This window comes from Chryseobacterium sp. IHB B 17019 (genome assembly GCF_001456155.1).
Classification (GTDB): domain Bacteria; phylum Bacteroidota; class Bacteroidia; order Flavobacteriales; family Weeksellaceae; genus Chryseobacterium.
The window spans coordinates 647,595-668,899 of record NZ_CP013293.1 but is presented as its reverse complement, the minus strand read 5'-3'; the positions used below and the strand labels follow the sequence as shown (position 1 = coordinate 668,899).

The window sequence follows — 21,305 nt, the reverse complement described above, 5'->3', positions numbered from 1 at the left end:
TTATGAAAGGAAAAATTCTCATTGCAGATGATCATACGGTAGTTCGTCTGGGAACAAGAGCGGTATTAAAGTCACAATATCCTGATATTGACGTTCATCTGGCTTCAGATTATGATGCAGTAAAATCAAGTCTGCATGCCAATAATTACAATCTGATCCTGCTCGATATCAATATGCCGGGAGCTACTAATACTGAGATGATTCATGAAATCAAACAATTACAGCCTAACATACGGATACTTATTTTTTCAGGCTACGATCAGGATATTGCTCTTCAGTATATTAGAAAAGGTGCTGAAGGATACCTCAACAAGCAATGTAGTGAAGATGAACTTACCTATGCCATTCATACTATTCTGCATACAGGTTACTATTACCCCGCTGAAATAATACCCATACTTATAAATTCTAAAGAAAAAAAAGGAGTGCAATCTCTCACACCACGTGAATTTGAAATCTTTGAGCTTCTTGCCAACGGCCACGGCAATTTGGAAATATCGAACATTTTGAATATTCAGATCAGCACAATCAGCACCTTTAAAAAGAAAATTTTTAAAAAACTTGGTGTAAGCAATGTTGTTGAATTATCAAAAGTTTATGAAAAGTTACACTAGCAAAAAATCTTCAAGAAAAGCTCGGTTGTCAACCAGAAGATTATATGGGATATGAGCTTCAAGTCCCAATGAAGCATTTACCACCTCTCCCACATAACAATTGAGTAAATGCTATACAGCTCACTATACTACTAATTGCAAATAAAATTTATTCTGAATGAGCCACAAAGCCATAGATTCATTAACTAACAAAAGTCAAGTGCATGGGTAAATAGTTATTGCAATTTTGTGTCATTAAAACAAAACATTATGACACAGAATAATCTGGCGCTGGTATCCGGAGCTAATGGGCATTTAGGAAATAATCTGGTTAGATTACTGATTGAAAAAGGAATTCCTGTAAGAGCTACCGTACGGAATATTAGCAATAAAGCACCCTTTTCCGGGCTGGACTGCGAGGTAGTACAGGCAGATATCACCGACAAATCATCTTTCGTAAAAGCGCTTCAGGGAGTGGAAACTTTCTATGCTGTAGGCGCTTCTTTCAAGCTCTGGGCAAAAGATCCTAAAAAAGAAATTTATGATGTCAATATCCAGGGAACAAGAAACACTATTGAAGCTGCTGCAGAAGCTGGTGTTAAGCGCATCGTCTATGTAAGTTCGATAGCGGCTTTGGATTACACCATCCTTCCCACCAAAGAAAGCTACGGCTACAATCCCGACCGAAGAGATATGTATTATAATTCTAAAAATGACGGTGAAAAGCTCGCACTTGAGCTGGCCAAAAAGCTTGGAATAGAAATCGTTTCCGTTATGCCTTCCGCAATGATCGGAAGCCATGCTTTTCTTCCACTTAATGTTTCTTACGGAATTTTGAAGCTCATCCTTAAAGAAATTCCGGTAGATACCAAGATCACCATGAATTGGGTCGATGTGAAAGATGTGGCAGAAGGCTGTTATTTGGCCGCTTGCCATGGCCGGACGGGAGAACGTTACATCCTTGCCAACGAAAAGTGCATGTCCATCACAGAAACCACCATTCTGGCCAATACCTTATATCCTGATCTAAAGATTAGAGTACCAGGTTCGGTACCGAAGTTTATGTTATTTGCTATTGCGGGAATTATGGAACTTTCTGCTAAAATAAGCGGAAAGCCTCCGATGCTAACGCGAAAAGATATTGCCATGTTCTCAGGATTACAACAGAATTTTGACATTACAAAGGCAAGAAAAGAATTGGGATTCAACCCGAAAAGTCCTCAGCAGACAGTAAAAGAAGCTCTCGCCTATTTAATTCAGCATAAAGAGCTATTGAAATAGTTATTGTAAATTTGAAAAATATAGGGTAACCAAAAAGGTATTATGCAGCAGAAACTAATTGATTTTATAAAATCCGGCCATATTCTTTCAAAAGAAGACGAGGATCTGATTGTTCAGTTTTTTGAGCCGGTGCTCTTTCCTAAAAACCGCATCATTGAAGAAGAAGGAAAAGTACCGGAGTACCTTTACTATATTATTTCAGGTTATCTCCGGCTTTTTCATTATGGTGAAAATGGTGATGAAGTAACCACCCATATTAATTGTCCTCCAGGATTTTTCACCTCTTATGCTTCTTTCATCAATGCAGTAAAATCCAATGAAAATGTTGAATGTATCACTGAATGTGAGCTATTACGGATCACCAAAAAAGACCTTGAAGATTTTACTTCAAAAAGTATAGCCATGAAAAACTTCAGCATAGAGGTTTTTCAGCAATCTGTGGTCTATAACGAAACCCGTTCTCTTGAGCTGGCTACCTTATCCGGTGAGCAGCGTTACAGGAAACTTATCAAAAATTATCCTGGAATCCTGCATAATGTACCTATTTCCTACATTGCATCCTTCCTGGGAATGAAGCCCGAAAGCTTGAGCAGAATCCGCAGAAAGGTATTTAAATAATTGTCATACTCATAGGTTATTTTTGTCTCTTAAAAACCTTTCAGATTCAAAAAGACAACAAGGAGGCTTTCAGAATTCATTGATCCAAAGCGCATCATAGAATTTGAAGACCTCCAAATATTTGTTGATTGATGTTCACTGTCCTGCCAACTTAATAGCTTCTACAACTGTTTCTACAGCTCTATAAAGTAAAAATTACTGAATTACAATACTTCCCCCACTCAATGTATGCGCCGAAAAATATCCTAAAGCACCATTATTGATATTACTTGGAGGATTGGCAGGAGTAATGCCACCACCAGGACCACTACCATCTCCGGAAATCTCAAGAAGCGCACTGTAATAGGTAAATATATTGTTATCAATGCTCCGCATTTCAACATGAATAGTATCTCCGACTACAACTTTATGATCATCATCCTCATCATCATTAGGAAGGAATAAAGGCCGTTGATTAGGCAATCCGTTATTCACATTATCTGAAAATACTTCAAATGTCTTTTTGGGTCTGTTATTTACGCTAAAACTAAAAAGATAACGGTTTCCTAATGTGGCAGGATCTGTAAAAATAGGTAAAAGCGTATAAGTCGTTTCCCCTCCAAAATCAAAGGAATCTTGAATAAGGCCTTCAAAATCTACCTCCTCAGGCATTGTGCTTTGTGCTGTGTATTGCTTGCCCTCAGCCTGTATATTCAACATGTATGTTCTGCCTGTTACCCCATTGAAAGATGTGGTCTGGTAGATTCCATTACCCGTGTACTGCAATGTTTCAGTTTGCCCAGTATTATCACTTAAAATCACTTGGGCATCGGCAACTGCAGGATACTGATTACTTTGAGTAAAAGCTACAGATTTTGTTATTTTTACAAAGTATGGTCCCGGTTGGTTTGTTATATTAGCTTCAATGACAATGTTTCCGCTTTTGTTATCAAGATCTAAATCGATTTCTTTTTCACAAGCAGTTAATAAAAACAGGGATAATATGATAAAAAATGTATTCTTCATGATTTAAAATTTGAAATTATAAGTGATGTTTGGTACCCAGCGAAATAAAGAGGTTTGCATGGCGCGTGTTGTTCCGGGATTATTCGGGTTATCTTCAAAGGTAATGGTATAGGCATTTTCTCGGCCATATACATTATAAATACCAAAGGACCAAGAGCCGCGGAAACGTTTTGTGGATTCTGGTTCGTAAGTAGCACTTAAATCCATTCTGTGATAAGCAGGCATTCTGTCAGCATTTCGGCTACTGTACTGAAATATGGTTTGTCCGTTCAGCTCATATTTCCCGGTAGGAAAAGTAACGGCATTTCCGGTACTATAAAGAAATAATCCTGAAACAGACCATTTTTTGTTGAGTTCATAGGTTGCTACTATAGATAGATCATGGGTTTTATCCATTCTGGCATTATACCATTCGTTATCGTTGATACCGTTTATTTTTCTTTCTGTTTTTGACAAGGTATATGAGATCCAGCCGGTCAGTTTGCCGCTTTTCTTTTTGGCGATCAATTCTAAACCATAAGCTCTGCCTTTACCGAAAAGCAATTCACTTTCGATATCTGCTGCGGTATCAAATGAAATTTGAGCACCGTTTTTAAAATCGATTTGATTTTTCATTGATTTATAATAAACTTCAGCATTAATTTCATAATTATTGTTATTAAAATTCCTGCTGTAACCTGCACTGATTTGATCTGCAATCTCCGGTTTCACACTATAGCTGCTTCCTATCCATTGATCTGTAGGGTTTCCGCTGCCGCTGTTGCTCAAAAGATGTAGATTTTGAGTATTACGGGAATATCCTCCTTTTATACTGCTCACCTCATTGATGCGGTAATTTGCAGTAATTCTCGGTTCAGGATTGATATATGTTTTTCCGAATTTTCCTTTTTCTAAAAATCTACTATCTGTAAGAATTCCATTTTCATAAGTATTAAATGTATCTCCTCCTAAAACACTGAATGCAGAAAGTCTCAAGCCATAATTAATGGTCAGCTTTTCAGTAGCTTTAAAGTCATCATTGATATATACAGCATTTTCCCATGAAGATCTCGGATTTCTCGGAAAACTGCTGACACTCGTCCCCGAAGCACTGCTTGGAGTAATAGTATGGTAAATAGACTGAAAACCAAAACGCACGGAATGTTTATTTCCGGCAAACCATGTAAAATCCTGTTTAAGATTCCAGTCTTCGATCTGTGAATCTAATCCGAATGTATTATTATTGCTTTCCAGGCTGATGTTATAATTATATTTGCTGTAGATTAATGAAGTATTGGAGAACAGCTTGCTGTTGATAATACTGTTCCATCTCAGCGTGGCTGTTGTATTTCCCCAGTCTGTTGAAAAAGTTCTGCCAATTCCCAAAACATCTCTTCCAAAATATCCCGACAGGTAAAGGCGGTTATTATCATTGATCTGATAATTCGCTTTTAAATTAAGATCATAAAAATAAAGTTTGCTGTCTTTAAAATCATCACTCCCTTTAAGAAACAGGTCTGCATAGGTTCTTCTACCAGAAACAATAAACGATGATTTTTCTTTCTGGATTGGCCCTTCCACACTCAATCTGCTGCTTATCAACCCAATTCCTCCGTTGATGTTATAATCCTTATTATTTCCGTCTTTCATTTTTACATCAAGCACGGAAGATAGCCTTCCGCCATACTGTGCGGGACTATTTCCTTTGATAATACTTGCATCTTTTAAGGCGTCACTGTTGAAAGTGCTGAAAAAACCCAACAAATGCGAAGCATTATAAACGGGTGCTTCATCTAACAAGATTAAATTCTGGTCAGTTGCCCCACCTCTTACACTGAATCCACTGCTGCCTTCACCGTTGCTTTTGATACCCGGTAACAGCTGAATAGTCTTCATAACATCCTTTTCTCCAAATAAAACAGGAAGTTTTTCTATATTTTTCATGCTTAAAGTTTCCGTACCCATTTGAGCGGTCGAAAGATTTTTATCTTTTTTTACTCCGGAAACAATAACCTCATCAATATTTTCTATTTTTTCTTGTTTTCCTTCCTGATTTAATGGGAGGTCAAGCTTAACATTCTGATCAACTTTTATAGCCTGCACAAAGTCCCTGTACCCAGGATAAGAAATAATTATGTTGTAGCTGCCTTCTGGTAATGATAAGGAATAGAAGCCGTATTCATTGGCTACAACATTGATCGAAGGATCTTCAGCTACTTTTACGTTGACTCCGATCAGCAGCTCGCCGGTATTTTGATCTTTAATAGTTCCGCTTACTGAGTATTTTTGCTGGGCTACAGCTAATGTACTGAAACAGAGAGCAGCCGATGCGGCAGCAATTTTAAAAAAAGATGTTTGCATTCAGTTTTTATTTTAATGTAGTAGAGATTTTTAAATAGTAATTATATTTATGATGTTATATATGAGTCAAATAGAAATTCCATTGAACAAAATTTAAATATTGAATGAAAAATAAAAATCAGTCACTTTTTTCTTGTTCATAATTCTAATCCAGAATTTTGCTGAAAGATAATACAATTTGCAATAAAACAATTTGATATCAAAATTATTGCCCAGCATTAATAAAAAACTGAATATTATTCCGTGGCTTTATTTAATTTATCTGTTCTTGTGTAAAAAATCTTAGTTATAATTGCGGCTTTAGAATAGCACTTTTATCTCTCCTCAATGAATCAAAAAAAATCGAAGCTAGCTACTTAAAAACACTCATTTTCTCATTATAAACAGGACTTTGTACCCCCAGAAATCTCAACACACTATGAAAAACATAACTTTGAGACACAAATTTATCATTTTTTATTGCCGGACCTCCTGAAGACCAGACGATAAAGGGTATTTCATATTGTTCTTTGGGTGCAAGGCTTACTGGCAGCCCATGCATATATAAGTTTTTCTCTCCTAAAGACTCTCCATGGTCTGAAACATAGATCATGGAACTGCGATAGCCTTTCAATTCCTGCAGCTCACTGATCACACGGGATAATATGTAGTCTGTATATACGATAGTGTTGTCATAAGCATTGATGAGTTCCTGTTGGGAGCACTTACCCAGTTCCACACTGTTGCAAACCGGGATGAAAGTTTCAAACTGTTTCGGATATTTTTTACTGTACGTGGGCCCATGGCTGGTACTGGTATGCAGGATAATCAGAATTTTATTGGTATGACTTGATACTATTCTTTCTTTGAGGCCTGAAATCAGTACTTCATCATAACCGCAATTTTCACCGTTACATTCAGATAACAGCGTTTCGCGGGTTTGATAATCCTTAATGTGAACCGGCGGTTCTCCCCAGTTCGTAGTTCTCCATACGACGTCTACATTATTCCGGTACAGATAGTTCGGAAGTATTTCATAAAGCTCATCCGTATCTTGATGCTGAAGGATACATTTCACTCCGGCTGTAGTATAAGTAGCACAGGAATTCGCCTGGAAAGTATGGACGTTATCGATTTTGGAAAGTAACGGATTGGTTTTCTTTCCGTATCCGTAAAGTGAGAAATTTTCCCGTCTTGCAGATTCTCCGATGACCAGTACCACAACTGCTTTCTCGTTATCGCTCATCGTTGCTGTCGGCAATAGCATTTCTTTTTCATTCGATTGATGCTGATGGATGTAAAAAAGCGCTGTATTGACAGTGTAAGACCAGGGCATAACCAACCCGCCCAGTGTTTTGGAGTTTTTATCGATCCAAAGCCAATTGCTGCTGTTGACAAAAACAAATAAAAGAATAAACAGAATGCTGCTCAGCAACGTTAATAAACATTTTTTTATTGATTCTTTAACTATACCTACGGTAAGGATAAAATAACCTGGAACAAATCCAAGAAAAATAATATACCCTAAGAGTTTAAAGGAAAAGAAACTGCTTGATTCTCCATAATTGGTATTTAAAACATTTCCTATCATGCTTTCATCAATGATAACACCATACGTATTAATAAAATAAAGAGCCACTGCATTGATCAGGAAAAAAATGCATATCAGGATCCTGCCTGCAATTCCCGAACGGAAAAGCAACATATAAAAAGCAAAAAAGTTGGCAACAATCGTCATTATACAAAGACTGAACACCAGGAAGCTGCCATTGACTGTTCTATAATCGATATTGCTGATAACAAATTTGAAGAACGGAAGGTGGAACAGCAATAGATTGAGTATACTGATCCCTAAAACATAGAACGAAAACTTAAAATTATTTTGTAACATAATTCTTGATTAGGTTATAAGTAGTCATGAATAAGCTCAGCAATGAAAAATAAAAGATAAGTAAATTATCGCACAGCATCTTCTGTATCAAAACCATGCTGCAGACCATGAATAATATAATCAATAAAAGATAATATCGCTTCAGGCCAATCCAACTCCATATGTTACAGTACCGATTTATGACAATCCCTGAAATTCCCGAAATATATCCTATAATGCTTCCTATTACTACATCAAGTAAATAATGCGCTCCTACCCCAACCCTGGATAATGAAAATAAGATTCCCATACCGATAATCAGCATGATCGAAATTAATTTTAAATAAATATTTTTAGGCATCAAAGCTAATAACAAGACAGTAAGCACCGTAAATAAAGTAATGGCATGTCCGGATGGCAGGCTGTTATTCCCAAAATAAGCCTTGCCTATGATTACAAAACTGTCTTTTTCAAGTACTGCGGCCGGCCGGGGTATTTCGAAAAACCGTTTAAGAGAGCTGCATAAAAGGGCTGATATGAGTGATGCCCATATCAAAGATTCCCATATCCTGGGAGCATACAAGATAAGGATGGTGCATAAAGAAAGTATAATCAGTGCATCTCCAAGCTGCGTGAAGTTAGACATCAGTACAGGAAATTTGGATAATCGCAGATTGAAGTAAATAAAAGCTTCTTTTTGTATGCTTATATAATTACCGGCTGACCATGCATTATGGGTATACAGATAGGTAGCGACAATAGCCAACAGCAATAGTGGCAAAAGAAAATAAGAGACCTTAACTTTGTTAAAGTTCGAGATAGCGGTTTCATTCATTATTTTTATTATTTCTGTATGAATTCATCGTTCTTGTATAGATTTTATCTGTACCATGTTGCCCGATATATTTGCGTTGCTTTCAATTCCTTTATTGTTCGGTTTATAGCTTTATCAACATTTTTGAGGGAAAACCTTGCATATGAGGTGATAGAGAATTGGTAGTAATGCCGACTTTAGCTTCTGGAATGTAAATGTTCACGCCAATTAATGTTTCGGTATTGGACTTATTGGCTATTGTACCGCTAAGTGTCACTTTTTCCTGCGAATATGTGTGGGTTGCAAACGCAAAAAAGAATAATAGAAAGAGTCTGATACTGCTTTTCATTTATTAAAATTTAGAATTAAATGTTACAATTTTCAGCTAAAGTATATTTTTGCTTACCCCGTATATTTTATATATACAAAATGCGTTAATTAATATATTAAAGCAGCTTTTTCATCTAGTAAAAAAAATTGCACCCTAAAATTTCATCGGAAAAAAGCTGGATTTCCAGAACAAAAAAAATCATAATTGGAAATGCCTTTTCTTGATTTTATTTTATTATTTAAACTCCTAAAAAAGGTTTGCTATGTTTAAATCTTATGTTGGTATATTAATAATGTGCTTTTGTATAGAAAAAAATTATATTTCTTGCATATTGTTACATTTGCTTGAAATCTAAAATCGGCCTATGAGTAAAACTAAGCACAGAAAAACTTTGGATGCCAATTGGATGGTCGAATTTTTCATTTCAGAAAAATACCGTCTTCGCCGCCATTCGTTGTTAGTTGCATTTAGTATTGTTGTTTTATATTACAGCCCGGCGGACTATGTAGAACCTTTTGAAAGCTATAATCGGATCGTTATTTTTTTACAGATAATTTTACTAGCCTACAGTAATATGTATTTTTTTGTGCCTAAATTTTTGTTTAGGAAAAAATACGTGAGCTATAGTCTTTATGTGCTTTCAGGCATGATTCTATCGTTTTTCGTACATCAGATTGCTGCGTATTATTTTAAACCTTATTTACTGCCTTATCAGGATGACGATATTAACTTTTTTACCTTTTCATTTATGGTTATGGTGCTTATCATTGCGTCGGCATCGGTAAAATTGTTTCAACAATGGATAATGGATGCTCAACTTATCAACGAATTGGAAAGAACCAACGCTCAAACTGAGCTGGAACAACTGAAAAACCAAATCAATCCGCATTTTTTATTTAATATGCTGAATAATGCTAATGTTCTTACCCAAAAAGACCCGGAAAAAGCTTCGCAGGTTTTGGTGAGACTTAGTGATCTGCTGCGCTATCAATTATATGACAGCGCAAGAGAAAAAGTTTTACTGACATCTGATATTCATTTTCTGGAAGATTTTCTGAATCTGGAAAAAATACGACGTGACAATTTCAGTTTTCTTATTTCCAAAGAAGGAAATCTCAGCAGCATACAGATTCCTCCTCTATTATTTATTTCGTTTGTGGAAAATGCAGTAAAGCACAATAATGATTCTGCAAGGTCGTCCTACGTCAATGTTTTTTTTGAGATAAAAGATGATGAGCTTAGCTTTCAATGTATTAACTCAAAACCTTTATTAAAGGCCATTTCGAATTCCGGAGGACTTGGACTTACCAATACAAAACGAAGATTAGAACTATTATTTCCATTAAATCATACTTTAAAAATTATTGACGATGTAGAAACTTTTACTGTTTATTTAACTATTAAACTGTGAAATCGCCAAGAATTGACTCTGTCAATCCAAAAATATTACGCGATCGCATACCTATGAAAAAAATAAATTCTGCGTATGAAATGTATTATTGTAAACGACGACACTTCGATGAGAAAGACCATTGAAAAACTGATTGCGCAAACTGATGATATGGAGTTTGTATCAGCATTTAACACAACTTTCGAAGCGCATGTGTTTTTGAAAAGTATCAAAATAGATGTTGTATTCTTTGATATCCAGATGTATGATGTCAATAATTTGGAGTTTTTACAGAATATTCCGGAAAATATTTTCGTAATCTATATTCCTGAATTTTCACCTTTTGCCAATACTGCCTGCAAAACAGATCTACAGCATCTATCGGAGTCTGTAATTTCAAAACGATTTAAAAAAGGAGTGGACGAAGCACGTGTCTTCTTGGAACTCATACAGGAAGAAAAATCGGATATTTCGGACGATTATTTTGTTATTTAGAAAGTAGATGGAGAAATTGTAAATTTATAATGTGAAAACTCTAGAAAAAAAAATGAAATGCATAGTCGTAGATGATGAGCCTTTGGCAAGAGAGGCCATACAAATGTTGATTGAAAAAACTGATAATTTGGAATTGTTGCAGACTTTCAACGGAGCGGAATCTGCAGGCGGATTTTTAAAAAATAATCCTAATACTATAGATTTGGTGTTTTTGGATATTCAAATGCCTGGTACGAACGGGATTGAATTTTCCAGTACAATCCCTAAAGAAACACTTGTCATTTTCACAACTGCTTTTTCAGAATTTGCCGCAGACAGCTATGAAGTGGATGCTGTAGATTATCTCATCAAACCGGTAAAATTAGAACGTTTCCAAAAGGCTGTTGAAAAAGCTAAAACCTATTCCCAACTTTTCGAAACGAAAAATGGAACCTCCAATATAGAAACAGCAACAGATGATTACTTATTTGTAAAAGCGGAACGGAGGATGTTTAAACTACATTTCAGTGACATTCTATTTATCGAAGGCTTAAAAGATTATGTAGTGATCTGTTTAGATAATCAAAAAGTGATTACGCTGATGAATATTAAAACTATTCATGATTTGCTTCCAAAAAGTTTCTTTGTGAGGGTTAGCAAATCTTATATAATTAATGTAAACAAAATAGATTCTGTAGATAACAATACTGTATACATAGGGAAAAGTGAAATACCAATTGGCAATATTTACAGGGATTTCTTTTTTAATGAATTTATAACAAAGAAGCTTTTGAATAAGTAATAAAAATACTTTTATAACCATGAAAATCAACATATAAGAAATGGACAAAAAGAATGTAAAAAACACACAATATAATCAAATGAAACTTCCACCCTATTCTAACTTTCCAAATATTAAAGGAGAAAAAATTTCGTTGAGACAAATTGAAAAATCTGATCTGGAAGATATCATCGAAATTTCTTTTTATAATGCTGTACAAGCAACAACTGCGGAAATTGCAGGCGAAATGCAAACTAAAATCAATAATGATTATAAGGAAGGAAATACCGTCCATTGGGGAATTGTGGAAAATTCTACCGGTAAAATTGCCGGGACTTGCGGTTACTATCGCGGATTTGAAAATGCTACCGGAGAACTGGGCTGTGTTTTGCTTCCTCAGTTTCGAGGACAGGGTTTTATGACCATGGCAATGCAATTAGCCATAGACTTCGGACTAAACAATATGGGATTACAACGTATTTGGGCTATTACAACAAAACAAAACTCCCAGGCAATAAGTTTGCTTGAACGGCTTCAGTTCATTAAAACAACCGAAATCGGAGATGATGAAATTGAATATGAGCTGAGGATAAAAAGGAGTCTCTAAGAAAAATACATAGGTAAAACAACATTATGGGTAAAAGAATATAGCATAAAATGAAAGCAAAATTGATAGATCAACCAAGCTACAACCATTTCTATTGAGTTATCATCTGTAATTTTTGAGAAAAATATCTTCTGAAATTAATATACCATACACTTCAGTTTAAATGTGATGTAGATCACGCCTCCAAGTGCAAAAAGCTACCGAAATTTGTTGTACTTAGAAGCAACAAAATGAAAATCGCAAATCTATTATATTTCACTGTAATCCTATCAGCAGCCAAAATACAGGCCCAGAGTTTGGACAATAAAAAGATAGGAGATGTTTATCCGGAGGACATTAAATGGACGTCATTCCCCGCATTCCCGCCAAGCGCTCGTATCGCTGTATTGGTGGGTGACCCGAACAAAGCCGAGCCCTATCTGGCAAGAGTAAGTGTTCCTGCGGGTACAATACTTATGCCTCATATCCACCCGGAAAATCGCATTTACACAGTTATCTCAGGTGTCTTTTACATTGGCATCGGTATCAAGTATGATCCTTCAAAATTAAAAGCATATCCTCCGGGAAGTGTAGTCGTTCTTCCAGGAAATACCCCTCATTTCCATTGGGCCAGATCCGGTGCTTATGTCACACAGGTTACCGCAAACGGCCCATTAGGATTAAGCTATATAAACCCTGTGGATGATCCGCGGAATAATAAGATTTTAGACTAAATCAATTTCATTATTTCTTTGATTTCCTCTTTAATTCACGCAATTTTACGGTTATCAGCTTACGCAAATCATCATGAAACTGTTTGTAATCTTTTATACTTTTCTCCAGTTTCTTTTTATTGCTTAAATAATCTTCATACAAAGCCTGTAATTCAGAAGCCCGTGAAATGATTTCAAAAGACTCAGCATCATATTCTTCCATTTTTTTTATTAAATAACGGTAAGAATCCATGCGTTCTGTCAGACTATTGTGAATTTTAGGCTCTATTCCTTGCATTTTAATTAAACTTATCTTGCAATTCCGGCAAAAGGATTATCACTCTGAAATAAAACTTTCACCTTCTGATCTGAAACTGATCCTCCATTGGATGATTTTGAATAAATCTTATGCAAAGCCGATGAAAGCAGCGTTTCTGTTGACTCACCAAGAGGTAAAAGAGGTAATGAGCTATATTCATCCACCAAAATCTGCGGTGCAATCCCGTTACTATAGCCTCCTTCTCCGTTTGCATTGAAAACTTTATAAATAACAGGATGAATCTGCCAGGAAATTTTCTTAGGCTTCCGTTTGTCTTCAATCGCAAAGCCTGCCATATCTTTCCCCAACGTTTTTTCTCCGAGCTGGATAACCTGCATAAAAGGTTTTAAATTATTAATAACAATTTCCGAAGCCGAAGCCGTACTGCTTGAAGTAAGAATATATACTTTATTTAAGCCTAATAAATTGGCTTGAAGCGTATTAAAGTCAAGTGCATTGGGATCGTATGCAATCTGTTGTGAAAATGTACGCTTTACTTCTCCCCCATTTTTATTTCCTTTAAACGTTATAAATTGTGAACCGGCCGATATTCCTGAAGGAATTAACGAGCATAAAGCAGCAGCCGATGAAACCGAACCACCGTAATTGTAACGAAGATCCAGAATAAGTTCCTGAACTCCGGCAGCTTTAAATTCACTGAATTTATGATTCAAATTCTGTGTCATCCCATCAGGGAAATCATAAATATAAAGATAGCCTGTTTTTTTGCCGGCTTGTTCAAAAATCTTAGAATTAATAGGCTGTTCAAGGGAATACCCGTAATATACCGTAATATTTTTTTCATTAACAATCGTATTATTTTCCCAGTCTCCCACCGTAAGATCAATAACGGTCTGATTGGGAAGCGAGGACGTTAACTGTTCTGCATTGGAAGCTGTAATCGTTGTTCCGTTGATTTTTTTAATCATCATTCCTCTTTTTAATCCTGCATTCATGGCCGGAGAATTGGTGAGGACGAGTTTTATAGCGGTAACTACTTCACCATTTGCGAGCTGTAAAACTGCATAGTCAAAACCATACATCCCCCGAATAGAACGCGGATAGGTAGAAGAATCATTGGTGTCAACAATATAAGAAAAACGATCTTGCGGTGATAATAAACTTTTAAAAAAATCCTTTACGGGAAGATGATAATCCGGTTTTGCGGGCATCTGATCAGCCCAATAATAATACCGTCTCATACTATCCTGAACCCAGAGATTCTTCGATTCAGTGCTGCCTTCCGGAAAATCCGGCAAGCCGTCCTCTGCATCCCTGCACGAAAAAACAGTAATGCCAATTAAAATAATCAGCAATAAGTGATATTTAAAAAAAGTCTTTATTTTTTTCATTGTTTTATAGATAATCGGCAACGTCTATATCTCCTTTTACCACCCATACTCCATTCTCCATTTTCTCCTGAATAACAATCATATTGGCTCCAATATCCTGCTTTATTTTAGCCTGAATCGGGTTGGAACCGGTATAAGGCTCGGTAGTTCCCGGCTTGTACAATTCTAAATAAACGGGTGCTGTAGCACTGAAAAAATTATAGATTTTTACCGTCGTAAAATTGTCTTTTCCAATATTGTCAAATTCTGCCAGGACAACACCGTTTTCCCTTTTCAGGACACCTTTGACCTGAGTCAGTGGCGACCCTGAGAATTCGCCCAGATTCGGGAAAATAAATTCAAATCCTACTTTTCCAAGATTCACCTGTGGTTTTACGGCATAAGTTTTCAGGAAAATACCGGGAAGATTGAAAAAACTAAGGTTTTTATAATCATTAAAATTATTGTAATTGATCGTATATTTTGCAATCTGAGCCCCAGTTTGAGTATTGTAAATCCCAAGTTCATCGGTTTCACCCTCATCGAGCACAAAATTGATCTTAGTTTCTATTTTATCCGTATAAGAATCATTTCCGTTGATGGTGACCGGAGAGCCGTTAAGCCTCAACTGCAAAACATCCGGATTGGAATAGCCTTTCACATTGATTTCAGCGGCTTTTTGCGGTTTGTCGTATGGCTGCATCATATTATTATCGGTACAGGAAAAAAGTATGGTAAACAGTACCAGTGCTATGATATTTTTCATCTATATTATTTAAATTATAAAAATTAACTTAAAAAATTGCCCCACCCAAGAAGCAGGGCAATAAAAATTATAAAAACTCAATTGGATATGTTTCTGAATAATAATTTTAAGTTTAAAAGCCTACTATATAAAAAGTTTTCATGGTTATTTTTTTTCAAAATCAGTGTTTGTTTTTTTTGAAATGTTATTTCTTAATGAATTTCAATCTTTCTGTTGTCTTTCCATCGGAAACCTCAGCGATATAAGCTCCTGTTGACAATGCAGTTACATTAATGTTTTTTGAGTATTTGGTCATCACCACTTTTTGACCTGCCAGATTATAAACAGTAACTGTAGTTGTATTTTCTTTTAAACCAGGATTAAGCTGTAATTGTAAAGAATTTGTTACAGGGTTTTCCATTATTTTGGTTAAGTTTTTAACTGTTTTTACATCATTTGTTTTCAAAACTGATGAAAAAATAGCCATCTCATCAATATTGATATTCTGAGAATTAATAGGTGCAGAAACTATTCTGTTTGACCATAAGCCGATGTAAATCTTTTGTCCTGCAAAAGCCGAAATATCTACTAAAGATTCTGCAAACTGAGTAAGATCTGCCGGCAAAGTTGTACTGGCGATGAATTTATGGGTTGCTCCTCCTGCATTTTGTGCTGCTGTCGCCAATTGCTGAAAATCAGACAGTTCAGGCACTGGTTTCTGAGGTGTGCTTACGAAAATATAGATATCTCTTCCCACGCTTGTATGTGTGGATCTTTGTCTTCCGATATAACCCGCTAATGTGATGTTTCCTCCTGCATTTGTAAGATCGATTTCGGGTGAAATGATCCAGTCATTTTCTGTTCCGAACCCGGTTGCATTACCTGAAGGAACCAAATTAATAGAATGACGAAGAACTCCTGAAGTTCCATAAGCCAAAGTACTCCCGTTATGGTAAATATTTTGTCCCTGTACCCATCCGTTTCCGTTACCGTTCAGGTCATGGAAGGTCCATCCCTGCAGAGAAGACGGTGTGTCAAAAGAATTGCTCCAGACAGGATATTGTGCAAATATTGCTTGTGATAAAAACAGAACAGAAAATAAAATTAATTTTTTCATAATACCAATTATTAAAGTTTTTGTTTGTAATAAAAGCAGGGAATGGCAATGAAACCATCCCTGCATTTGAAGTAAGATTATTCTACAATTGAGAAATCATATTTTGTCCAAGTACCTTGGAAGTTTCCACAGTTTCTTGGAGATACGTTCCAAGTTAAGCTGAAGAATGGGCTAGACATCCCGAAAGCATTTGCTGTAGGATTAACCACTAAGTTGGCAGCAGGAATTCCTGCAGTACCTAAACCTGTAACAGCAGTTGTGAATCCGTGTACTTTGATAGAGCTGTACGTAGATGCAGAAGATAATTCAGAACCTGAACCTTCTACTTTGATCCCTGTAGGATATCCTGTAATTACAGCGTCATTTAAAGTTAATCTACCGTTTCTTCTGATGTGGATACCGTTTTCATAAACAGGTCCTGAAAGTGGCGAAGACAACATAGAATTAGTACGTGTTCCAACGATTGTAAGGTTGTTGATAACCGGGTGAGTAAGCAACGTAGTTGATGTACCTCCTGCGTTGTTATCAAGCTCAATACCGTTTGTATCAGAAACTCCACCGCTTACCGTGTGGTCTGAACTTAAATCTGCTAAAGCAAGAGCACAAGTAATTGTACCTGTATATCCGTTGTCGAAATCGAAGTTATCATCTTCTGATGCAAAAGATACTAAGTTTGTAGCGTTTACAGTACCTCCGAAGAATTCAAAAGAATCATCCTGACCGTAAGAAACCTGGATATGATCCAAAGTAGTTCCGCTTCCAACACCCGCAACTGTTAATCCGTTAATTTCGTTACCAGAGTTAGCCCCTACGAAATCATAACCTGCGAATTCGATACGAACATATTTCATAGTTCCGGCAGTATGACCAGAATTTGTACCACCGAAATAGAATTGAGAATTCTGAGGAAGACCTTCAACAACAGTTGTAGTAGGTACGTTTGTAGGAGCGTCACCTAATAACATTACTCCTCCGAAATCTCCAGGAACTGCAGTAGTATCTTCATTACCATCCAATAATCTGTAGCTTGTAAAGATGATAGGCTGAGTTTCTGTACCTGTAGCATTGATTTTACCTGTTTTTGTAACGATTAAAACCCCTCTACCTTCTCCGGCAGCGTTTGGCTTAGCTTTGATAAAAGTTCCCGGCTGGATAGTAAGTGTTGCACCGTCTCTTACTGAAATATTACCATCAAGCTCAATTACTCCACTCCAAGTAGTGTTAGAAGTAATATCTGCATTTACAGTAGTTACAGGAAGAGCTGAAGCTGTAATATATTCAGCAGAAGTAGACTTCATATCAAAAGCGTTTGAAGAATCTGCTAAAGAATCATTTTGACAAGCAGTAAGAGATAAAGCTGCTGCTGCGATTAAAGTTAATTTTCTCATTGTTAAAAGTTTTGATGATCAGGCCTTTTGTTTATTGTTTCAAGCCCGACTGTTTTTAATATTTAGAAATACCCGCCTCTGTATTTCTGCGATTTGGTTAATAGTTACTCTACAATACAGGAGGAGCTGCAGTGAAGAGTTCCCGGTTTTGTTTTCTGCTGATATTCGGGAAGATACCGGCATCGGTTTTTTTCGGAATCATACTGTGTTGCGCATCATCAGTATTGTTTTTTGATTCATCTCAGGGTACCGGAACCTGTACGTTGCAATGAGCTCTTTTCTATTTTTTATAATGTTTTAAAAAGTATAGTTTACATTTAAGCCAAATATTCTTCCGCTGTAGGCACGAAACAGGATCTTATCGATATTTTTGTCATATTTATCGGTAGCTCCGGGCAAAAGTTCCAGCATTTCCCTTTCTGTCTGTGAAGCACCACCTTTCGACACCGAATAAGAATTATAATTATTGTAAAACTCCTTCACCCTGTTGAAAAGGTTTCTGGCATTAAATTTCACCTCTAAATTCCTGTTTCTAAGAAATTTATATGAAATCTGTGCATCCGCAACAGCATAAGGCCTTTGTATCTCCTCCCCGTTGTATCCGTATCCTACCGTGATGTACTGATCGCCTTTTGCGTTGTATAAAAAGCTTAATCCCAAACGTTCTCCATCATACATCAGACCCAGATTGTAAGCATAGGGAGTCTGCCCGTAAAGCGGCCTGTCTACTTCGTATGTTTCGTCTGCATCCGTTGTTTTTGTCTTGTCTTTAAAAGCAATTACTTTAGTATCGTTAAACGTAAAGTTTCCACTGATAAAAAGTTTTTCGAGGAAAGAATCTGTTGCTATGAAGCCTAAGTTTTTTCTTACCTCAGCTTCAAAGCCTTTCAGTTTTGCGTTTTTAGAATTTCCGTTATAAAGGTGCAGGTTTCCTTCGTTGGAAATATTTCCCTCCCTTTCAATTGGTTTGTCGATATTTTTATAATATAATCCTACTGAAAATATTTCTCCTAATCCTGGGAACCACTCAAACTTAAAATCATAATTATTCACTATTGATGATACCATTTCCGTATTATGAATCAATCCGTTAGCAATAGGATCGAAATACGGCAGTCCCGTTCTTTCATTAAATTGAGGCCGGATCACCATTTTGTTATAAGCCAGTCTCAGGTTAATTTTATTCGTTGGGCTATAGGTAAAGTTGGCAGAGGGCATAAATTGCCACGGCTTGTCTTCCACAGCGGTTTTGAATAGATTCTGCTGATCATCCGGATCTATCTGCTGAGAAATTAAATTATACCTAAAATATTCCGCTCTCAATCCCCAAACCAGCCTAAGTTTATTCCAGCGATTATCAAACATGATAAATCCTGCGTGCTGATCTACTTCACCTTCATATTTCTCGTCACTGTAAAGTGGCCTTGTTTCCCATCCTATCCCACCTGAAACGTAATATGAACCATCCAGCCAATCTGAAAGCGCTCCATCCAGTGCTCTGATTTTAGGGGCACCGTTGGTTTCATCCGTTCTCAACAAAAATTTCTGCTGAATATTAGTATTGGCTTTTGATGCTCCGGCATACCCTACTTTAATATCATTTTTAAAATTTCCTGCATCCATATTCCATTTGAAGGATGCTCCGTAATTGTAATCTCTCTGCCTGTTTTCTATATATCCTCTTGCAAAATCACTTGATGAATTATTTACCTGATGATAAGCTATTATTTCTTTTCCAATAAAATTATAATAGGTCTGATGCAGTGTATAATCTTTGGTATCTGATGCCACGCCTGTTCTTGCTAAAAACCAGTCGATATCTATATTTCCGATTTTATGACTTCCTTCCAGCTTATTTTGCAAAAGAGTCTGATAGACAGGATAATTGGCGTTATCAGCATAAGGTCTGTCTAATGTTTTTATTTGTTCCGGGTCATTATTAGGGATGATTCCGTTGTAAAAATAATTGTAAGCTAACTCTGCATTTTCCGGCAATCCGCTTCCTCCTGAATATTCGTTCCAGCCTGTAATTCTTGTGACTGTATTGTCATAAATATGAGTATAAGAATTCCGGAATGAAAACCTGTTTTTACCCAACTGCAACCCGAAATTCATCATTCCCGCCACCGTGGAATTGTAGGTATAAGATGCTCCCTGATTTTTAAAATTATAAAACTTTACGGGTGCTTCTCCGGTTTCCTGCCAGTTATTGATAAGTTGCGTAGTATCCAGCCAGTTTCCTCTTCCAGTGTGGTCGATATCTAATTTATTTTGTTCGTTTCTTACAACCAAAGCTCCTGCAAAACCCCATTTATTGTTATTTTTAAGTTTAAAAGTCCTACCCAAAGCCAGCTGCATATTAGATCCCATATCCGCTTTCATTGCATAATTGGTGAAATTATCGTTGGTAAACTGCTTCGACTGCTCAAAAAACTCAGGATTTTCCCAGTTCATTGCTTTGAGGCCCATCGGGAAGTCCCTTGTTCCGTCGTCATACCCGAAATAGTCGTATTTTCCTCGCTGGCGGGTCAAGAATTCTTTAAAAGTAGAAATATCATTATATGAAGCCCCCAAAGTAACCGTCGTAAAATTTTCATTGGGAATATCTTTTGTCCTTACTTCTACATAACCACCCGCGAAGCTGGCATTCATATCGGGGGTCGCGGTTTTGCTTACCACCACGCTTTCCACCATTGAAGTCGGGATAATATCGAATGAAAAATTCTGGTTATACGCTTCCGTGCTCGGCAGGCTGATCCCGTCCATCGCAGCGGTGTTCCAACGTTCTCCCATTGAACGGACAACCACGTATTTATTATCGATCGTGGTAACTCCCGTTACTCTTTTTAATGTCCCGCCAACGTCGTTATCAGGCGTTTTGGAAATCTGTTCCGCAGAAATACCATCACTCATTTGTGCAGCTTTTTTCTGTTGGGTCAATAATCCGGCCTGGGTATCTGCCTTGCGGGTTCCGGAAATAACGACTTCTTTAATATTCGTTATTTTATCGGAAACCTGCTTCATGGCGAATGAAATATTATTCGTTTCGTTGTTGCTTACCGTTAATTTTTCAACTCTTAAAGGATTGAATTTTGTTGCTCTAACACTAAGGGTATAAGTTCCCGAAGGCAGATCAACAGCGAATTCACCATTATTATCGGTGGTCAATGTCTTTCCGGCAATGGTTACTTGGGCTCCGACAACCGGATTCCCGACTTCATCAACGATTTTTCCGGAAATTCTTCCGTTTCCCAATACAGAAACACTTGAGTTTTCATATTTAATTGAAATAAGGTCTCCACGCAAGCGGTAAACAACCGGAAGACCTGCCGTAATATCCTTCAGGCAATTGCTGACAGTAATATTTTCGCATTTTATATCTTTTACCTTTAATTCTTTAATATCTGATTTAGAATAAGCCAGCCTTGTTCCTGTTTTACCAGCAAATTCTTCCAAAACGTCAATCAACGGTCTGCTTGCCGGAACAGAAAATGATACTTTTTGTACTAATTCCTGTGCCTCTACTGCTGTTACACTAAAAAACAACGCCGCGATTGTAAAATTACACTTCAAACTTTTCATCCTCTTTTTTAATTAAAATTTTTCTGGTTTATTCTTTTTTTTGATTTA

General features: G+C 36.7%; 18 protein-coding genes. 8 read left to right on the top strand and 10 right to left on the bottom strand.

The genetic code is table 11. The features are described 5' to 3' along the window. Positions 1-2: 2 nt before the first annotated feature. The 3 genes from ATE47_RS03095 (at position 3) to ATE47_RS03085 (ending at position 2,492) form a co-directional block, all read left to right on the top strand. Positions 3-614, top strand: a complete 612-nt coding sequence (locus ATE47_RS03095; RefSeq protein WP_062160578.1) for a response regulator transcription factor — start codon at positions 3-5, stop codon at positions 612-614. A 249-nt stretch (positions 615-863) separates the two neighbouring features. Then, positions 864-1,874, top strand: coding sequence for an NAD-dependent epimerase/dehydratase family protein (locus ATE47_RS03090; RefSeq protein ID WP_062160577.1), 1,011 nt, complete (start codon positions 864-866; stop codon positions 1,872-1,874). 42 nt (positions 1,875-1,916) lie between these two features. After that, the gene (locus tag ATE47_RS03085) at positions 1,917-2,492 is read left to right on the top strand and encodes a Crp/Fnr family transcriptional regulator (RefSeq protein WP_062160576.1); all 576 of its coding nucleotides are present in this window, start codon (positions 1,917-1,919) and stop codon (positions 2,490-2,492) included. A 195-nt stretch (positions 2,493-2,687) separates the two neighbouring features. Here ATE47_RS03085 and ATE47_RS03080 read toward each other — a convergent pair whose 3' ends face one another. The 4 genes from ATE47_RS03080 to ATE47_RS03065 form a co-directional block, all read right to left on the bottom strand. Beyond that, positions 2,688-3,497 (bottom strand): DUF4249 domain-containing protein, encoded by an 810-nt coding sequence (locus tag ATE47_RS03080; RefSeq protein ID WP_062160575.1) that lies wholly within the window; start codon positions 3,495-3,497, stop codon positions 2,688-2,690. Between the two features lie 3 nt (positions 3,498-3,500). After that, positions 3,501-5,837 carry a TonB-dependent receptor gene (locus tag ATE47_RS03075; RefSeq protein WP_062160574.1) on the bottom strand — a complete coding sequence of 779 codons (2,337 nt, stop codon included), beginning with the start codon at positions 5,835-5,837 and terminating at the stop codon, positions 3,501-3,503. A gap of 352 nt (positions 5,838-6,189) precedes the next feature. Beyond that, complete coding sequence (eptA, locus tag ATE47_RS03070; protein WP_062160573.1) at positions 6,190-7,707, bottom strand: phosphoethanolamine--lipid A transferase EptA; 1,518 nt, start codon at positions 7,705-7,707, stop codon at positions 6,190-6,192. Continuing rightward, positions 7,694-8,332 (bottom strand): phosphatase PAP2 family protein, encoded by a 639-nt coding sequence (locus tag ATE47_RS03065; RefSeq protein WP_185097119.1) that lies wholly within the window; start codon positions 8,330-8,332, stop codon positions 7,694-7,696. The genes eptA and ATE47_RS03065 overlap by 14 nt, the downstream gene beginning before the upstream one ends. 863 nt (positions 8,333-9,195) lie before the next feature. Between ATE47_RS03065 and ATE47_RS03055 the strand changes: the two genes are divergently transcribed. The 5 genes from ATE47_RS03055 to ATE47_RS03035 all read left to right on the top strand — a co-directional run bounded on the left by ATE47_RS03055 (position 9,196) and on the right by ATE47_RS03035 (position 12,796). After that, entirely contained in the window at positions 9,196-10,242 is a 1,047-nt protein-coding gene (locus ATE47_RS03055) for a sensor histidine kinase (protein ID WP_062160570.1), read from the top strand. Between the two features lie 75 nt (positions 10,243-10,317). Next, on the top strand, positions 10,318-10,716 hold the full coding sequence (locus ATE47_RS03050) for a response regulator (RefSeq protein ID WP_062160569.1): 399 nt from the start codon (positions 10,318-10,320) through the stop codon (positions 10,714-10,716). A 52-nt stretch (positions 10,717-10,768) separates the two neighbouring features. Continuing rightward, positions 10,769-11,497, top strand: a complete 729-nt coding sequence (locus tag ATE47_RS03045) for a LytR/AlgR family response regulator transcription factor (RefSeq protein ID WP_062160568.1) — start codon at positions 10,769-10,771, stop codon at positions 11,495-11,497. Positions 11,498-11,537: 40 nt separating this feature from the next. Continuing rightward, positions 11,538-12,083 carry a GNAT family N-acetyltransferase gene (locus tag ATE47_RS03040; protein ID WP_228376311.1) on the top strand — a complete coding sequence of 182 codons (546 nt, stop codon included), beginning with the start codon at positions 11,538-11,540 and terminating at the stop codon, positions 12,081-12,083. 230 nt (positions 12,084-12,313) lie between these two features. Continuing rightward, a complete protein-coding gene (locus ATE47_RS03035) occupies positions 12,314-12,796 on the top strand; it encodes a cupin domain-containing protein (protein ID WP_228376310.1) in 483 nt (160 codons plus the stop codon). Between the two features lie 10 nt (positions 12,797-12,806). On the opposite strand, the gene ATE47_RS03030 is transcribed toward ATE47_RS03035, so the two are convergent. The 6 genes from ATE47_RS03030 to ATE47_RS03005 form a co-directional block, all read right to left on the bottom strand. Next, positions 12,807-13,073 (bottom strand): hypothetical protein, encoded by a 267-nt coding sequence (locus ATE47_RS03030; RefSeq protein WP_062160567.1) that lies wholly within the window; start codon positions 13,071-13,073, stop codon positions 12,807-12,809. An 11-nt stretch (positions 13,074-13,084) separates the two neighbouring features. Beyond that, entirely contained in the window at positions 13,085-14,446 is a 1,362-nt protein-coding gene (locus ATE47_RS03025) for a S41 family peptidase (RefSeq protein WP_082632461.1), read from the bottom strand. Positions 14,447-14,450: 4 nt separating this feature from the next. Continuing rightward, the gene (locus ATE47_RS03020) at positions 14,451-15,191 is read right to left on the bottom strand and encodes a hypothetical protein (protein ID WP_228376309.1); all 741 of its coding nucleotides are present in this window, start codon (positions 15,189-15,191) and stop codon (positions 14,451-14,453) included. Positions 15,192-15,375: 184 nt separating this feature from the next. Then, positions 15,376-16,287, bottom strand: a complete 912-nt coding sequence (locus tag ATE47_RS03015) for a T9SS-dependent choice-of-anchor J family protein (protein WP_062160566.1) — start codon at positions 16,285-16,287, stop codon at positions 15,376-15,378. A gap of 77 nt (positions 16,288-16,364) precedes the next feature. Further along, on the bottom strand, positions 16,365-17,675 hold the full coding sequence (locus ATE47_RS03010) for a hypothetical protein (protein ID WP_062160565.1): 1,311 nt from the start codon (positions 17,673-17,675) through the stop codon (positions 16,365-16,367). 297 nt (positions 17,676-17,972) lie between these two features. Continuing rightward, entirely contained in the window at positions 17,973-21,257 is a 3,285-nt protein-coding gene (locus ATE47_RS03005; protein WP_062160564.1) for a TonB-dependent receptor, read from the bottom strand. Positions 21,258-21,305: the final 48 nt, after the last annotated feature.

Bases quoted from the DNA above. Each gene is read 5' to 3' on its own strand.
- ATE47_RS03095 (WP_062160578.1), top strand. From the start codon at position 3: ATGAAAGGAAAAATTCTCATTGCAGATGATCATACGGTAGTTCGTCTG.
- ATE47_RS03090 (WP_062160577.1), top strand. From the start codon at position 864: ATGACACAGAATAATCTGGCGCTGGTATCCGGAGCTAATGGGCATTTA.
- ATE47_RS03085 (WP_062160576.1), top strand. From the start codon at position 1,917: ATGCAGCAGAAACTAATTGATTTTATAAAATCCGGCCATATTCTTTCA.
- ATE47_RS03080 (WP_062160575.1), bottom strand. From the start codon at position 3,497: ATGAAGAATACATTTTTTATCATATTATCCCTGTTTTTATTAACTGCT.
- ATE47_RS03075 (WP_062160574.1), bottom strand. From the start codon at position 5,837: ATGCAAACATCTTTTTTTAAAATTGCTGCCGCATCGGCTGCTCTCTGT.
- eptA (WP_062160573.1), bottom strand. From the start codon at position 7,707: ATGTTACAAAATAATTTTAAGTTTTCGTTCTATGTTTTAGGGATCAGT.
- ATE47_RS03065 (WP_185097119.1), bottom strand. From the start codon at position 8,332: ATGTCTAACTTCACGCAGCTTGGAGATGCACTGATTATACTTTCTTTA.
- ATE47_RS03055 (WP_062160570.1), top strand. From the start codon at position 9,196: ATGAGTAAAACTAAGCACAGAAAAACTTTGGATGCCAATTGGATGGTC.
- ATE47_RS03050 (WP_062160569.1), top strand. From the start codon at position 10,318: ATGAAATGTATTATTGTAAACGACGACACTTCGATGAGAAAGACCATT.
- ATE47_RS03045 (WP_062160568.1), top strand. From the start codon at position 10,769: ATGAAATGCATAGTCGTAGATGATGAGCCTTTGGCAAGAGAGGCCATA.
- ATE47_RS03040 (WP_228376311.1), top strand. From the start codon at position 11,538: ATGGACAAAAAGAATGTAAAAAACACACAATATAATCAAATGAAACTT.
- ATE47_RS03035 (WP_228376310.1), top strand. From the start codon at position 12,314: ATGAAAATCGCAAATCTATTATATTTCACTGTAATCCTATCAGCAGCC.
- ATE47_RS03030 (WP_062160567.1), bottom strand. From the start codon at position 13,073: ATGCAAGGAATAGAGCCTAAAATTCACAATAGTCTGACAGAACGCATG.
- ATE47_RS03025 (WP_082632461.1), bottom strand. From the start codon at position 14,446: ATGAAAAAAATAAAGACTTTTTTTAAATATCACTTATTGCTGATTATT.
- ATE47_RS03020 (WP_228376309.1), bottom strand. From the start codon at position 15,191: ATGAAAAATATCATAGCACTGGTACTGTTTACCATACTTTTTTCCTGT.
- ATE47_RS03015 (WP_062160566.1), bottom strand. From the start codon at position 16,287: ATGAAAAAATTAATTTTATTTTCTGTTCTGTTTTTATCACAAGCAATA.
- ATE47_RS03010 (WP_062160565.1), bottom strand. From the start codon at position 17,675: ATGAGAAAATTAACTTTAATCGCAGCAGCAGCTTTATCTCTTACTGCT.
- ATE47_RS03005 (WP_062160564.1), bottom strand. From the start codon at position 21,257: ATGAAAAGTTTGAAGTGTAATTTTACAATCGCGGCGTTGTTTTTTAGT.